This is a genomic window from Cryobacterium sp. GrIS_2_6 (genome assembly GCF_035984545.1).
In the GTDB taxonomy this organism is placed as follows: domain Bacteria; phylum Actinomycetota; class Actinomycetes; order Actinomycetales; family Microbacteriaceae; genus Cryobacterium.
In genome coordinates, this window is sequence record NZ_JAXCHP010000001.1 from 293,179 (window position 1) to 308,144 (window position 14,966).

General features: G+C 68.9%; 12 protein-coding genes. 7 read left to right on the top strand and 5 right to left on the bottom strand.

Annotation, left to right across the window (positions count from 1 at the left end):
• The first annotated feature begins 132 nt into the window (after positions 1 to 132).
• The 5 genes from RCH22_RS01335 to RCH22_RS01355 all read left to right on the top strand — a co-directional run bounded on the left by RCH22_RS01335 (position 133) and on the right by RCH22_RS01355 (position 7,696).
• Positions 133 to 3,348: an FtsK/SpoIIIE domain-containing protein gene (locus tag RCH22_RS01335; protein WP_327012530.1), complete on the top strand. Its 3,216-nt coding sequence runs from the start codon at positions 133 to 135 to the stop codon at positions 3,346 to 3,348.
• A gap of 212 nt (positions 3,349 to 3,560) precedes the next feature.
• A complete protein-coding gene (locus tag RCH22_RS01340; RefSeq protein ID WP_327012531.1) occupies positions 3,561 to 4,772 on the top strand; it encodes a spermidine/putrescine ABC transporter substrate-binding protein in 1,212 nt (403 codons plus the stop codon).
• Position 4,773: 1 nt separating this feature from the next.
• Positions 4,774 to 5,979 (top strand): ABC transporter ATP-binding protein, encoded by a 1,206-nt coding sequence (locus RCH22_RS01345; protein WP_327012532.1) that lies wholly within the window; start codon positions 4,774 to 4,776, stop codon positions 5,977 to 5,979.
• Positions 5,979 to 6,893, top strand: coding sequence for an ABC transporter permease (locus tag RCH22_RS01350; protein WP_327012533.1), 915 nt, complete (start codon positions 5,979 to 5,981; stop codon positions 6,891 to 6,893). The genes RCH22_RS01345 and RCH22_RS01350 overlap by 1 nt, the downstream gene beginning before the upstream one ends.
• Positions 6,890 to 7,696, top strand: coding sequence for an ABC transporter permease (locus RCH22_RS01355; protein WP_327012534.1), 807 nt, complete (start codon positions 6,890 to 6,892; stop codon positions 7,694 to 7,696). The genes RCH22_RS01350 and RCH22_RS01355 overlap by 4 nt, the downstream gene beginning before the upstream one ends.
• A 12-nt stretch (positions 7,697 to 7,708) precedes the next feature.
• Here the strand turns inward: RCH22_RS01355 and RCH22_RS01360 are convergent, their stop codons facing one another.
• Together RCH22_RS01360 and gabT are read right to left on the bottom strand one after the other, a co-directional pair.
• Complete coding sequence (locus RCH22_RS01360) at positions 7,709 to 8,743, bottom strand: asparaginase (protein WP_327012535.1); 1,035 nt, start codon at positions 8,741 to 8,743, stop codon at positions 7,709 to 7,711.
• Positions 8,743 to 10,113 carry a 4-aminobutyrate--2-oxoglutarate transaminase gene (gene gabT, locus RCH22_RS01365; RefSeq protein WP_327012536.1) on the bottom strand — a complete coding sequence of 457 codons (1,371 nt, stop codon included), beginning with the start codon at positions 10,111 to 10,113 and terminating at the stop codon, positions 8,743 to 8,745. The genes RCH22_RS01360 and gabT overlap by 1 nt, the downstream gene beginning before the upstream one ends.
• Positions 10,114 to 10,175: 62 nt before the next feature.
• On the opposite strand from gabT, the gene RCH22_RS01370 reads away from it, so the two are divergent.
• Positions 10,176 to 10,649 (top strand): OsmC family protein, encoded by a 474-nt coding sequence (locus RCH22_RS01370; protein ID WP_327012537.1) that lies wholly within the window; start codon positions 10,176 to 10,178, stop codon positions 10,647 to 10,649.
• A 26-nt stretch (positions 10,650 to 10,675) separates the two neighbouring features.
• Here RCH22_RS01370 and RCH22_RS01375 read toward each other — a convergent pair whose 3' ends face one another.
• Both RCH22_RS01375 and RCH22_RS01380 read right to left on the bottom strand, forming a co-directional pair.
• Positions 10,676 to 12,013, bottom strand: coding sequence for an aminotransferase class III-fold pyridoxal phosphate-dependent enzyme (locus tag RCH22_RS01375; protein WP_327012538.1), 1,338 nt, complete (start codon positions 12,011 to 12,013; stop codon positions 10,676 to 10,678).
• 64 nt (positions 12,014 to 12,077) lie between these two features.
• Positions 12,078 to 12,758 (bottom strand): lysophospholipid acyltransferase family protein, encoded by a 681-nt coding sequence (locus RCH22_RS01380; RefSeq protein ID WP_327015427.1) that lies wholly within the window; start codon positions 12,756 to 12,758, stop codon positions 12,078 to 12,080.
• A gap of 178 nt (positions 12,759 to 12,936) precedes the next feature.
• Between RCH22_RS01380 and dxr the strand changes: the two genes are divergently transcribed.
• Positions 12,937 to 14,025, top strand: a complete 1,089-nt coding sequence (dxr, locus tag RCH22_RS01385; protein ID WP_327012539.1) for a 1-deoxy-D-xylulose-5-phosphate reductoisomerase — start codon at positions 12,937 to 12,939, stop codon at positions 14,023 to 14,025.
• A gap of 17 nt (positions 14,026 to 14,042) precedes the next feature.
• Here the strand turns inward: dxr and RCH22_RS01390 are convergent, their stop codons facing one another.
• Positions 14,043 to 14,957 (bottom strand): NAD-dependent epimerase/dehydratase family protein, encoded by a 915-nt coding sequence (locus RCH22_RS01390; RefSeq protein WP_327012540.1) that lies wholly within the window; start codon positions 14,955 to 14,957, stop codon positions 14,043 to 14,045.
• Between the last annotated feature and the right edge of the window lie 9 nt (positions 14,958 to 14,966).

Genomic DNA, 14,966 nt, shown 5'->3' on the forward strand with positions numbered 1-14,966 from the left:
TCCGGCCAGTCCGGCCAGTCCGGCCTCTTCGGCCTGTCCTCGACGCTCCTCACCACCCCGGCCATCCCGCCCCCGGCGCACGGATGCGGTCGGCCGCCTGTCCTGATCCCGTTCCGGTGCTCTGCTACCCGGGTGACCGACTTCTTCCTCGCCGACGAACCGCTGTCGCTGCCCGCGTCCCCGACGGAACCCGCTCCCGCCGCGTTCCCCTTGATCGCCTCCCTGGCGCCCCTCGTGGCGGCCGGCGTGATCTGGCTCCTGACCGGTTCGGCGTTCGTGCTGCTGTTCGCGGTGCTCGGCCCGGTGATCGCCGTGGCGAGCGTGGTCGATGGGCGCCGAGCCGCACGCCGCACCCGCCGCCGCGATGCCGCCGCGCACTCCGCGGCTCTCGCCGAGCTACGGAACGCGGTCACCGAGCGCCACACAGAGCTGCGGCTACGGCGTCGGCAGGAGACCCCGTCCGCGTCACAGCTCCTCGAGACGCCGGACCGGGCATCCCGCTGGAGATCTCGGGCCGGAGGCGCAGTATCCGTGGTTCTGGGATCGGGTAGCACGGCGAGCGGTATCCGTCTCGAGGGAACCGGCTCGGAGCGGGAGCTGCGCGACTGGGCCGCCACGCTCCTGGATGCACCCATCACAGCGGATGCCTCTGGCGGCGTCGCGCTCGTCGGGCCCACGGCCCTCGTGCGCGCGTTCGCCCGGGCGCTGCTCGTGCAGCTTGCATTCGCCCTGACACCCGACCGTTTCGCCCTGGAACCGGTCGCTTCGGACCGACCGGACGACGACTGGGCGTGGACCAGGGCCCTGCCGCACACGACCCGTGCAGGCGTCGCGGCTGACGCGGGTCCCGCGGAGGCCGCTGGGCCCGCGGACCGCAGAAGCCCCGCGGAGGCAGCCCGGAAGGTCGTCCTGCTTCGGTTCACCGACATGCCGGTCGAAGGCAACCACGCTCCCACCGTCGAACCTCGACAGGGACACCCGCGGGTGCCGTGGTTGCTGCTGGCCACGGACCTCGTCGACGTGCCGCCCGGCTGCGCGACGGTCGTGCGTCTTCACAGTGCAACCCGGGCGGAGGTGCTCTTCCTTGCGGAATCCGAGCACCCAGAGAGCCCCGGGAGCTCCGCGGTTCATGGGTCTCGTCGGGGGTCGTCCCAGCGCCCGGACTTCCGGCCGGAGTTCGTCACGAGGGAACAGGCGATCGGCTTCGCCCGGCTGCTCCGAGAGCGTGCTGCAACGGCGGGTCTTCTCGGTGGGCATGGTTCGCTGCCCGCCCGGGTGACGCGCGCCGAGCTGGCCGCGATCGCCGGGCATCCGCTCGCCGCGGTGGCGGCGGACTGGGACGGTCTCGCGTGCGCGATCGGTGTCGGCGCCGACGGGCCGGTCACGCTCGACCTCGTCGGCCAGGGTCCGCACGCCGTTGTCGGCGGCACGACCGGGAGCGGCAAGAGCGAACTGCTGGTCAGCTGGGTCAGCCAGATCGCCGCGGATCGCCCGCCGGACGACGTCACCTTCCTGCTCATCGACTTCAAGGGCGGCGCCGCGTTTCGCCCGCTCGCTGTTCTCCCGCACTGTGTCGGGCTGGTCACCGACCTCGACGGGCGCCGGGCGGAGCGCGCCCTCGCGAGCCTCGGCGCAGAACTTCGTCACCGCGAACGGGTGCTCGCCGCGGCGGGTGCGAGGGACCTCGCCGAATGGCGTTCGCTCGACGGGCCGGCGTCGCCGAAGAGGCCCGCGTTGCCGCGGCTCGTGATCGTCGTCGACGAGTTCGCGACCATGCTCGCGTCGTTTCCGGAACTGCACGCGCTCTTCGTCGACATTGCGGCCAGGGGACGCTCGCTCGGCGTGCACCTCGTGCTGTGCACGCAGCGCCCGGCCGGAGTCGTGCGGGACGCCCTGCTCGCAAACTGCACCCTCCGGATCTCCCTGCGCGTCAACAACGCGGCGGACAGCCAGGCCGTGCTGGGGACGGACGCCGCAGCCGCCATCGCCGCCGCCGTTCCCGGTCGCTGCCTGATCGCGCTGGGGGACGGCGACCCAGAGGCCTGCCAGGTCGCCGTCACCTCGGGCGCGGAGATCGAGGCCCTGGCTGCGGTCGCGGGCTCAACCGTGGACGGAGGAGTCGTGCCGCCGCGGCACCCTCGCCGACCGTGGCTCGATCCGCTCCCTCCTCGGGTGGCCCTCGCCGACCTCGACGGGCTTCAGGACCTCGACAGGCCCGAGTCGGAGGCACATGCGCCGGACCGAACCCCGGCCGTGGAACACGAATTCCGCGTCGGACTGGTCGACGAGCCGGACCGGCAACGGTACAGCGTGGCCCGGTACGGTCCCGGGGACGGGAACATGTTCGTCCTCGGGGGAGCACGGAGCGGCAAGACCTCGGTGCTCAGCGTTTTCGCGTCCCAGGCACGCGCCGCGCACTCGTGGGTCGGTTGGCCGAATCCCGAAGTCGAAGCGGTCTGGGACGCCCTCACCGAGGCGCGCGACTGGATCGACCGGGGAGGCGCGGGCCGGGTTCGCACCGACCAGGCCGGTGCAGGCCCGGCCCGCCGCGCCAGCTCGAGGCTCCTGCTCCTCGACGATTTCGATTCGGTCTGCGCCCGCTGGGAGCCCGACCACCGGCAGGCGGCGCTCGAATGCCTCGCGAGCCTGCTTCGCGACGGACTCCCGGTCGGACTGCGCGTCGTCATCACGGCGCAACGCGTCAACGGGCCGCTTCAGAACCTGGCGGCGCTGTGCCAGGAACACCTGTTGCTTCGGCTGCCCGATCGCGCCGAACACCTCGCCGCCGGGGGACAGGCAGCCCAGTTCGATCCAACCCTCCCTCCCGGCGGCGGACACTGGCGTGGACGGCGCATTCAGGTGCTCGCTCCGCAATCTCTTGTCCCGGACACAGCTGCATCCCCTGTCGCCGGTAGGCCGGACCGCGCAGTCCCCGGCCCTGACGTGCGCCCGACCGCGACCGTACTCGTTCTCTCCGCGGGCACATCGATCATCCACGTGAGCGGGTCCCCGGCCCGCTCCGCCGCTCACTTTCGAGCGGATGCCGCGCACCCGGACGTTGTGGAGCTGACCGCCGGTGCCGGTCCCGCGAACTCGGAGGCAGTCCTGGTCCGGCGTGGCGCGGCGACCGTCTTCATCGGGGATCCCGAGACCTGGCAGGCCAACTGGTCGCTCCTGGCCGCGCTTCGGGTGCGCGCACCCATCGTCTTCGACGGCTGCACCCTCGCCGACTACCGCATGCTGACCCGCAGGCGAGATCTTCCGCCACCCCTGGCACCCGGCCGCGGTCATCTCTGGTCCCTGTCGCCCGAAGGCGCCCTCGCCCGGGTGGTCTTCGAGGCGGCGTGATTCCGGTCCGGTCTCGGGCGCCACCCGACCAGCGCAAGCGCCCTTTTCGAGTGCCAAACGACCCCAAGACCGCTGATTTCGTGACAAGTGCGTTACGTAATCGATGATTTGGTCACTTAGCCGTGACTAACGGCCCGCGCTGTGCGAGTATCTAGCAACTCACCCGTCGTCGTGTGGGTGTTCGCTCGCTGAAACGCAAGGAGACCCCAGACATGATGCCGAGGCCGTTGCCCGCCGACCCGATGATCCGCCAGCTCGTCCGCCAGGCCCAGCAGGCCACCCTGGGTCGTCGCACCCTGCTCGCGGGGGCCGGCGCCGGAGCCGCGGCCCTCGCCCTCGCGGCGTGCTCCACCGGCGGAGCCGCCAAGCCGTCCGCGGCCGCCGACGTCTCCGATTCAGACAAAACCATCCGCTGGGACAACTGGGCGCTCTACATCGACGTAAACGACGCAGGCAGCTACCCCACGCTCGAGGCGTTCACCGCAGAGACCGGCATCAAGGTCGCGTACACGGAAGCCGTCGACGACAACAACACCTACTACGGCAAGGTCAAGGACCAACTCGCTCTCGGCAAGGACATCGGCGCCGATGTCGCGTGCCTCACCGACTGGATGGTCGGCCGACTGATCCGCTTCGGCTACACCCAGGGCCTCGATCACGCGAACATCCCCAACCTCAGCAACCTGGTCCCGTCCCTCACGGACGTAGACTTCGACCCCGGTCGCTCGATGAGCGTGCCGTGGCAGGGCGGATTCGCGGGGATCGCCTGGAACAAGGAGAAGCTCCCCAACGGCTTCACCTCGGTCTCCGAACTGTGGGACCCGAGCCTCAAGGGCCGCATCGGCGTCCTCTCGGAGATGCGCGACACGATGGGCCTGATCATGCTCGACCAGGGCGTCGACATCTCCGGGAAGTGGGGTGACTCCGAATTCGGCGCCGCGATCGACGAGTTCAAGAAGCAGGTCGCCAACGGCCAGGTCCGCAATATCAAGGGCAACGCCTACAAGGAGGACCTCGTCAACGAGGACACTCTCGCCGCCATCGTCTGGTCGGGTGACATCGTGCAGCTCAACGCCGAGAACGGCGACAAGTGGGGCTTCGCCGTACCCGAGAAGGGCGGAACGCTCTGGAACGACAACTTCATCGTGCCGATCGGATCCCCGCGCAAGAAGAACGTCGAAAAGCTGATCAACTACTACTACGAGCCAGAGGTCGCCGCAGAGGTCGCCGCGTACGTGAACTACATCACTCCCGTCGCCGGCGCGAAGGATGCCGCGATGGCGATCGACCCCGAGCTGGCGAACAACCAGCTGATCTTCCCTGACGCCTCGACCCTCGCGAAGGCGCACGTGTTCCGCACCCTCGACGGGACAGAGGAGCAGAAGTACGGCGCCGACTTCCAGTCGATCCTGCTGGGAGCCTAGGGTGGCGTCCGGCACCTTCGCCGATGCGGGCGCCGACCTCGAGTTGGTCGGAATCCAGAAGCGCTTCCCCGGCTTCACCGCCATCGAACACCTCGATCTCTCGATCCCGGCCGGCTCCTTCTTCGCCCTGCTCGGCCCGTCCGGCTGTGGCAAGACCACGACGCTCCGGCTCGTCGCCGGCCTCGAGGAGCCGACCGCCGGCACCATCCTGATCGGCGGGGCTGATGTCACGCAGCAGAAGGCCTTCCAGCGCCCGGTCAACACGGTGTTCCAGAGCTATGCGCTCTTCCCGCACATGACGGTGCTCGAGAACGTCGCCTTCGGGCTCCGCCGCCGGAAGATCGCCGACCCGGTCGGCAAGGCGCACGAGGCGCTCCGCCTCGTCGAGCTCGACCACCTCGCCGCGCGCAAGCCCCAGCAGCTGTCCGGCGGGCAGCAGCAGCGGGTCGCCCTCGCCAGGGCGATCGTGAACAAGCCGGCACTCCTGCTGCTCGACGAACCGCTCGGCGCTCTCGACCTCAAGCTGCGCCGCCAGATGCAGCTTGAGCTCAAGACCATCCAGGAGGAAGTCGGTCTCACCTTCCTGCATGTCACCCACGACCAGGAGGAGGCCATGACCATGGCCGACACCATCGCGGTGATGAACAAGGGCCGGATCGAACAGATGGGCGCGCCCGAGCTGCTCTACGAGCTGCCGAAGACGGCGTTCGTCGCGAACTTCCTCGGCCAGTCGAACCTCTTCACCGGGCCCGTCATCGGCAGCACGAGCACCTCGATCACCGTCGACATCGCGGGGCACCGGGTGCTGGTCCCCGCCGACCGGGCGCACCGCCACGCCGGCGAGGTCACGATCGGCGTCCGGCCGGAGAAGATGTGGCTGCACCGCAAGGCGCCCGTCGAGGCCGCCGACCGCAACGTCATGGGTCCCGGCCGGGTGATCGACGTGTCGTTCAGCGGTGTGAGCACCCAGTACCTCGTCGCCGTGCCGTACATCGGCACCCTGATCGTCTTCGCCCAGAACATGGCCTTCGGCCCGGTGGCGGATGTCGGCGACGAGGTCTGGCTGGACTGGCACGTCGAGCACGGCTTCGGCCTCGAAGACGAACCCGTTCCGGGAGCCGGGCCCCGGTTCGCCGCGGACACCGACACCCGGAGCATCGCGGCGCAGCGCCGCGAGTCCCTCGTCACGGAGCTCGAGGAGGCCTAGTGGCGTTCGCGGCCTTCGCCACCACGACTGCGCAGGCAGACCCGGCCCCGCGGCGACGCAGCCGGGTCGCCCTCCTGTTGCTGTTGCCCGGCATCCTCTATCTCGTTCTGTTCTTCCTGACACCGCTCGTCTCGCTCCTGATCACCTCGTTCCAGGCTCCCGCGGAATTCGGGGACATCGGCCAGTACAACTACGCGTTCAACTGGCAGAACTACGTCGACGTCGTCACCGACTACTGGCCGCACATCGTGCGGTCCTTCGCCTTCGCCCTCGCCGCGACGGTGCTCGCCCTGCTGTTCAGCTACCCGCTCGCGTACTTCATCGGTGTGACCGCGCGGCGCTGGCCGCTGCTGCAGAGCCTGATGCTCGTGCTCGTGATCGCCCCGTTCTTCATCAGCTTCCTGCTGCGCACCCTGGCCTGGAAGCAGATCCTCTCCGACGAGTCCTTCGTCGTGACGAGCCTCAAGGCCGTCTCCCTGCTGGCACCGGATGCCCACCTCACCGGGACCCCGATCGCCGTCATCTTCGGGTTGACCTACAATTTCATCCCGTTCATGACACTCCCGCTCTACACGACTCTCGAGCGGCTCGACCTGCGCTACCTCGAGGCGGCGAGCGACCTGTACGCGCACCCGTTCGAGGTGTTCCGCAAGGTGACGATTCCGTTGTCGATGCCCGGGATCGTTGCGGGCACCCTGCTGACCTTCATCCCCGCCGCCGGCGACTATGTCAACGCGAGTCGCGACTTCCTGGGCGGGCCGGACAGCCAGATGATCGGCAACGTGATCGAGGCCAACTTCCTGGTCCTGTTGAACTACCCGGTGGCCGCGGCGCTCTCGATCATCCTGATGAGCGTGATTCTCGTGATCGTCGGAATCTACGTCAAGCGCGCGGGCACGGAGGAACTGCTGTGAAAATCTCCCTCGGCAGATGGCTGCTTCCGGTCTACTCCGCCCTCGCCCTGCTGTTCCTGATGGTTCCGATCGCCTACACGTTCGTCTTCTCGTTCAACGATTCGCTGAAGTCGAACATCACCTGGCGCGGGTTCACCTTCGACAAGTGGCTGAACGTGTGCGCCGTGCAGAACGGCGCGGTCTGCGAGGCGTTCGGAAACAGCCTCGTGATCGGCTCTGTCGCGACCGTGCTTGCGACCGTGATGGGCACGATGATCGCGATCGCCATCGTGCGCTACCGGTTCCGGTTCCGCTCGGCGACGAGTCTCCTGCTGTTCCTGCCGATGGCCACCCCCGAGGTCGTGCTCGGCGCGGGACTGGCCGCGCAGTTCCTGTCGCTCGGCGTCGCCAAGGACATGACCACGATCATCCTCGCGCACACGATGTTCTGCATCAGCTTCGTCGTCGTGACCGTCAAGGCCCGCGTCGCGAGCCTCGACCCCGCGCTCGAGGAGGCCGGGCGGGACCTCTATGGCTCGTCGACCCAGGTCTTCCTCAGGGTGACGCTCCCGCTGCTGGTCCCCGGCATCTTCGCCGCCGCCCTGTTGTCCTTTGCGCTGAGCTTCGACGACTTCATCATCACGAACTTCAACTCGGGCGCGGTGACGACCTTCCCGAAGTACATCTACATCTCAGCGGCCCGCGGCATCCCGGCCGAGGCGAACGTGATCGCATCCGCCGTCTTCATCTTCGCGCTCGTCGTCGTCGTCACCGCGCAGGTATCCTCCGCGGCACGGGCCAAACGGCTCGCCCGGCAGGGGTAGCGGGGGAGGCGACTAGCGGTAGCTCGCGTGAAGCCGCCCGACGGGGTGGCCGCCGCCGTACACGGCGAGGCCGAGGTCGGGGAGCAGCGCCTCGACATCCGTGTGTGCGATCGCGCCGGCGTCGGCGAGAAGGTTGAGCGCGACGAGCGTCGCCGCGCGCAGGCTGCCGTCCAGGATCTTGAGGGCGACGGTCGTTCCGTTCGGGGCGGCAGCGACCATGATGCCCTCAGCGCCGCCCTTAACGAACAGGCCGAGCCGATCTATCACGAGGGTGTCCGGCTTGCCGGGGCCCGCCACGACCCAGCCGTTCTGGCGAACTGCCTCGGAGAGGAAGCCGGCCTCGCGGTAGATCGCGAACGGCGAGTTCGACTTGGACGAGGCGATCCGGCCGATGCCGCGCGCCAGCCCGGCGAGGGAGAGCGCGTGAACGGGCGCGCCGCAGCCGTCGACACCCGAGGCGGCCGGGCGTTCGCCGGTGAAGCGTTCGACGACGTCGAGAATGCGCTTCTGCAGCGGATGCTCCGGCTCGAGATACCCGGTCAGCGGCCACTCGTTCTGCACGCACGCCACGAGCATCGCCGCGTGCTTGCCCGAGCACTCCATGTAGATGGGCGCCTGGCCGGCGCCGAGGCGAACGAGCGCGTCGCGGGTCGCGTGGTCGATCGGCCATGCCGGCGGGCAGGCGAGCGCCGTCTCCGGGATTCCGGCGCGGGAGAGCAGGCCGCGCACGAGGTCGGCGTGCCGCTGGGTGCCGGTGTGGCTCGCCGTCGCGATCGCGGCGTCCTCACCGCGCAGGGTGACGCCGCTCGCCATCACGGCGACGGCCTGGAACGGCTTCATCGACGAGCGTGGGAAGACCGGGCTCGTCACGTCGCCGAGGGACCTCAGCACGGCGCCCTCGCCCGTCAGCACGACGGCGGAACCGGCGTGCCTCGATTCGACGAAGCCGCTGCGTTCGACGACGGCGAGCTCGACGGCATCCGTCACGGCGAAGGTCTGCACGGGGTGCGGGAGCTGGGTGTGCCCGATTGTGTCCGCGAACGACACTAGAGCGCGGCGATCGCGTCGTCGATGATCGAGAGGGCATCGAGGAGCAGGACGTCGGTGACGGCGAGGCTCGGCAGGAAGCGGAGCACGTTGCCGTAGGTGCCTGCTGTCAGCAGCAGGACGCCGTGCTGGGCGGCGTATGCGGCGATCGAGTTGACGGCGGCGGCGTTGGCGACCTTGGTCGTCGCCCCGGTGCCCGGCTGCACGAGCTCGATCGCGATCATCGCGCCACGACCACGGATGTCCCCGATGATGTCGTACTTGTCCTGCAGCTTCCCGAGGCCCGCACGAAGGGTCTTCTCGATCCGCTGTCCCTCCGCGAGGAGGTTGTTCGCTTCGATGGCCTCGAACACGGCGATCGCGGCTGCGCAGGACACCGGATTGCCGCCGAAGGTGCCGCCGAGGCCGCCGGTCTGGGAAGCGTCCATGATCTCGGCGCGGCCCGTGACCGCCGCGAGGGGGAAGCCGCCGGCGATGCCCTTGGCCGTGAGCACGAGGTCGGGGACCCAGCCGAAGTGCTCGCTCGCGTAGTAGGCGCCCGTGCGGGCCATGCCGCTCTGGATCTCGTCGGCGATCATGACGACGCCGTTGGCGGTGCACCAGTCCTGCAGGGCGGTGAAGTACCCCTCGGCGGCGACCATGAAGCCGCCTTCGCCCTGGATCGGTTCGACGACGAGGCAGGCCATGTCGGACGCGCCGATGACCTTGTCGAGGTAGGCGATCGTGCGTGCCGCGGCATCCGCCCCGCTGAGGCCGTCATGATAGGGGTAGGAGCTCGGCACGTGGTAGACGTCGCTCGCGAGCGGGCCGTAGCCGGTCGCATACGGCATCGCCTTGTAGTTCATCGCCATCGTGAGCACGGTGCGGCCGTGGTACGCGTGGTCGAGCACGGCGACGGCACGGCGGCCGGTGAACTTGCGGGCGATCTTCACGCCGTTCTCCACGGCCTCGGCGCCCGAGTTGATCAGCACCGACTTCTTGGCGAAATCGCCAGGGGTGTGCTCGGCGAGGAGCTCGCAGACGCGCACGTATTCCTCGTACGGCGTGACTGTGAAGAGGGTATGGATGAAGTCCTCTGCCTGCCCGACGGCAGCAGCGACCACGCTCGCCTCGGTGTGGCCGATCGTCGTGACGCCGATGCCGGCGCCGAGGTCGATGAACTGGTTGCCGTCGACGTCGACGACGATGGCCCCGTGGGCCTTCACAATGTACACAGGGAGGGCGGAGCCGACGCCGCCGGACACCGTCGCGAGGCGGCGCTTCTGCAGTTCGACCGAACGCGGGCCCGGGACGGCCGTGACGATGCGTCGCTCCTGCGTGACCGAGGGAGCAGTGGGCGTTGGGGTCGAGGGCGTCAGCGTGTCAGTCATGATGCGTCCAGTTTACCCAGTGTCGTTTCCCGGTTGGGGTAGCGCCCTGAGAGAATCGGGGAATGAAAATCGAGCACCACTACGACGTGCGGGTGGCCTGGACGGGCAACCGCGGTACGGGAACGAGCGACTACCGGGCGTACGGTCGCGACCATGTCGTCTCGGCGGAGGGCAAGCACCCGCTCGAGGGGTCATCTGACCGAACGTTCCACGGTGATGCTGACCGCTGGAACCCCGAGGAACTGCTGCTCGCGGCGCTGAGCCAGTGCCACATGCTGTCCTACCTGCACGTGGCCGCGCGGAACGGTGTCGTCGTGGTCGGCTACACCGACGACGCAACCGGCACGATGGTGCAGACGAGGGATGGCGGCGGTCACTTCACCGAGGCGACGCTGCGTCCGCGGGTCACCGTGGCCGATCGCGGCCAGGTGGAGCTGGCGCACTCGCTGCACGCCGAGGCGGCCCGCGAGTGCTTCATCGCGGCCTCCGTGAACTTCCCGGTGCGCCACGAACCCGAAACCGTCGCCGTTCCCTGACCCTCGGGCCAGGGAACGGGCGAGGTTCACACTCCGGAGAGGGCGCGGAGGGTTTCCTCGATGACGGATGCCGCGTCGTCGATGAGTTCCTCGGAGATGACGACGGACGGCATGATCCGCAGCACGGAGTCCCAGCTGCCTGCATCGAGCACGATCACGCCGTGCGAGGTCGCGTGCTTGAGGATCGCGGTGAGCGCCTCGGGGTACGGCGTGGTCGTTCCGGGGTGCACGAGCTCGACGCCGAACATGGCGCCCTTGCCGCGCACCTCGCCGACGACGGAGAACTTCTCGGCCCAGTCGCCGATGCGGGCCCAGAGGGCCTTCTCGACGCGCTTTGCTTCGCCGAGCAGGTCGTCGCGTTCGATGATCTCGAGCACCTTGAGCGCTGCCGCGGTCGAAACCGGGTTGCCGCCGAAGGTTCCGCCGATGCCGCCGGGCTGGACGGCATCCATGATGTCGGCGCGACCGGTGACGGCCGCAAGCGGGAAGCCGCCCGCGATGCCCTTTGCCGTGGTGACGAGGTCAGGGACGACGCCGTGGTGCTCGATCGCGTACCAGACGCCGGTGCGGGCGATGCCGGCCTGGATCTCGTCGGAGACGAAGACGATGCCGTTCTCGGTGCAGAACTCGCTGATCCGCTTGAAGTAGCCGGGGGCGGGGATGACGATGCCGCCATCGCCCTGGATCGGTTCGACGAAGAACGCCGCGATCTCGGTGGCGCCGATGTGGGTCGTGATGTAGTCGATCGTCTTCTCGGCGGCTTCCTCGCCGGTCAGGCCGTCACGGTACGGGTAGCTCGTCGGGACGCTGTAGATCTCGCCGGGGAACGGGCCCATGCCGGCGCGTTCCGGCCAGGGCCGGTACGTCATCGTCATGGTCAGGTTGGTGCGGCCGTGGAAGGCATGGTCGAGCGCGACGATGGCGCGGCGCCCGGTGAACTTGCGGGCGATCTTGACCGCGTTCTCGACGGCCTCGGCACCGGTGTTGACCAGGATCGACTTCTTCGGGAAGTCACCGGGGGTGATCTCGGCGAGCTTCTCGGCGACGGCGACGTAGTTCTCGTACGGAGTGACGGTGAAGAGGGTGTGGGTCAGCTTCGCCGCCTGCGCGGCAGCGGCCTCCGCGACCTCAGCGTTCGCGTGCCCGATCGTGGTGACTCCGATGCCGCAGCCCATGTCGATGATCTGGTTGCCGTCGACGTCGACGAGGATCGCGCCGGCTCCGTGGTCCATGTAGATGTTGACAAGCGTGCCGGCTCCACGGGACACCGAGTTGACCCGGCGTTCCTGCAGTTCAATGGACTTGGGGCCCGGCAGGGCGGTGACGAGTTTACGTTTTTGGGGGACCGAGTACGAAGCAGACATGGGTCCAGCTTAGTTTGCGACGATTTCCCCGGTGTTTCCGCGCGCCGGTGGCGGCTGAACCCGGCTAGACGCGCTCTCGCGGGAAGACCTTGTCTGCGAGCCCGTGCAGCCCGGGGCGGGGTGATTCGTTGTACCGCCCGGCGAGCTCCTGGCCGGAGAGCTGGTGGATCGCGGCCATGATCTCGTCGGTGGCCTGGCGCCTGGCCCTGCCTGAGGTCGCGGGTCCGTGGCGGCTCACGTCGATCGGCTCGCCGAAGTTCACGGTGATCTTCCGCACCCGTGGGACCCGGGTGCCGACGGGCTGGATCTCCTGGGTGCCGATCAGGCCGACCGGCACGACGACGGCACCCGTCGTGAGTGCGAGCCAGGCGACGCCGGTGCGTCCCTTGTAGAGCCGTCCGTCGAGGGAACGGGTGCCCTCTGGATAGATGGCGAAGGCGCTGTCCGATTCGAGGATGCTGCGGCCCGCGTCGAGCGCGTCTTGTGCGGCCTGGCCCGCGCCGCGTTCGATCCCGACAGCACCGATCGACTCGAACCAGGTGCGGGTGAGATAGCCCTTGATTCCCGTCCCGGTGAAGTACGTCGACTTCGCGAGGTACTGCACACGACGCGGCGTCACGAGCGGGATGACCATGCTGTCGATGAAGGAGAGATGGTTGCTCGCGATGATGACACGGCCGGAGCGGGGGATGTTCTCGGTTCCCGTGATGACGGGCCGGAAGATGATCCGGGCGATCGGCGCCATGACGCCGTAACTCAGGTAGTAGACGAATCCGGGGCGACGGGTTCTGGGGAGATCCGAAGCGGTCTCCGCGGTCTCGTCGGGCTCCTGGATAAGGGGTTCCTGGGGTTCGTCCTTGGCTCCGGTCACTGCTCGACCCTACCGCCGTGACACCCGGTACCACGAAAGCTAGCATGAGGGAATGCGCAGACGAGTAGTAATTCTCGGGTCCACCGGCTCGATCGGAACCCAGGCCCTCGATGTGATCCGGGCGAATCCCACCCGGTTCGAAGTGGTCGGACTCTCGGCAGGCGCCAACCGGGAGATGCTCGCGCAGCAGGCCGAGGAATTCGAGGTCGACGACACCGCGCTCGGCGCGGACGAATCCGAACAGCTCGTGACGGATGTCGACGCCGACGTCGTGCTCAACGGCATCACGGGCTCCGTGGGGCTCGGTCCGACCCTCGCGGCGCTCAGGGCCGGGCGCACCCTCGCCCTCGCGAACAAGGAATCCCTCATCGTGGGCGGCGACCTGGTCACCGCGCTCGCCGCTCCCGGGCAGATCGTTCCCGTCGACTCTGAGCATTCCGCGATCGCGCAGGCGTTGCGATCGGGGACGGCGCGTGAGGTGTCCCGGCTCGTGCTGACGGCATCCGGTGGCCCGTTCAGGGGTCGTACCCGCGAGGAGATGCGGGCCGTCACCCCCGCCCAGGCGCTCGCGCACCCGACCTGGGACATGGGCCTCGTCGTCACGACGAACTCGTCGACCCTCGTGAACAAGGGCCTCGAGATCATCGAGGCTCACCTGCTTTTCGACGTCGCGTACGAAGACATCGACGTCGCCGTGCACCCGCAGTCGATCGTGCACTCGATGGTCGAGTTCATCGACGGCTCGACGATCGCGCAGGCCTCGCCGCCCGACATGCGCCTGCCGATCTCGCTCGGTCTCGACTGGCCGAACCGCGTCGCCGCCGTCGGCGTTCCCCTCGACTGGACGAAGCCGCAGACCTGGACCTTCGAACCACTCGACACCGTCGCGTTCCCGGCCGTCGCGCTCGCGAAGCAGGTCGGCCGTGCCGGTGGCACATACCCGGCCGTGTTCAACGCGGCCAATGAGCAGGCCGTCGCCGCGTTCCACGCCGGCAGGATCGGTTTCCTCGACATCGTTGACACCATCCAGCGGGTCGTCGAGACCCACGAGCAGGACGGCCCGCTCACCCGGGAGTCCCTCAACGCAGCCGAGACCTGGGCGCGCGCCGCCGCAGACAAGCTCCTCGCCCGATCGGCATAACCTCTGGCGGTCCGGGGTCAGGCGCGGTAGCTGTCCGCCGTCGCCGTGAGCGCGTCGAGCCAGGGGGTTGCGACGACGCCGAGCTCGCGTTCGGTCTCCGCCGAGTCGATGATGAACGGCGACGTGAACTGGTAGCTCGAGGCGTAGACCTCGCGCATCAGGGGGTTGACCAGGCCGATGCCGCGGAGCACCCACTGCGGGTAGCCGGAGACCGAGCCCGCGCAGTCGTACCGTTCGTTCAGCTCGGCCGCGATCTCCACCCGGCTGGCCGACGCACTCGGCACGTGCCAGATCCGGCCCCAGTCCCCGGTGTAGTCTGCGGCGGCGATCAGGGTCGAAATGATGTCGGGCAGGTAACTCCAGCTGTGCGGGAGCTCGGGCCTGCCGACGACGCGCGCGGTCTTCGAAGCCAGGATCGCGGTGAAGAAGTCCGTGCCGAGGTGCGCGGTCCCGGTCGCTCCCGGCCCGAAGTAGTCGCTCGCGCGCACCTCGACCGCCCGGATCTGCCCGGCCTCGTGCGCCGCACGCACCCGGCGCCACCCCTCCTTGCGAACCAGGCCCTTGCGCTCGGTCGTCGTCTCCGGCGTGTGCTCGGTCATCGCCCCCCTCGGCGCGCCGTACGGGTAGAGGTTCCCCATCACGACGAGGGAGGCGTCGCTCGCCGCGGCGGCGGTGATCGCCGCCCCGATGATCGGCGGCCACTGCGCGGCCCAGTCCGTGTATGGCGGGTTCGTGCAGAGGAAGATCGTCGAGGCCCGTGCCGCGGCGGCGGAGAAGGCATCCGGGTCACTCGCGTCGAGCACGAGCGGGGTCGCACCCGCCGCGGGTGAGCCTGAGCGCGTCGCGATCGTGACGGTGTCCCCGCGCGCCGCGAGCCGTTCGGCGACGGGACGGCCGATCAGGCCGGCCCCGACTACAAGATGGTGAGTCATATGTCCTTC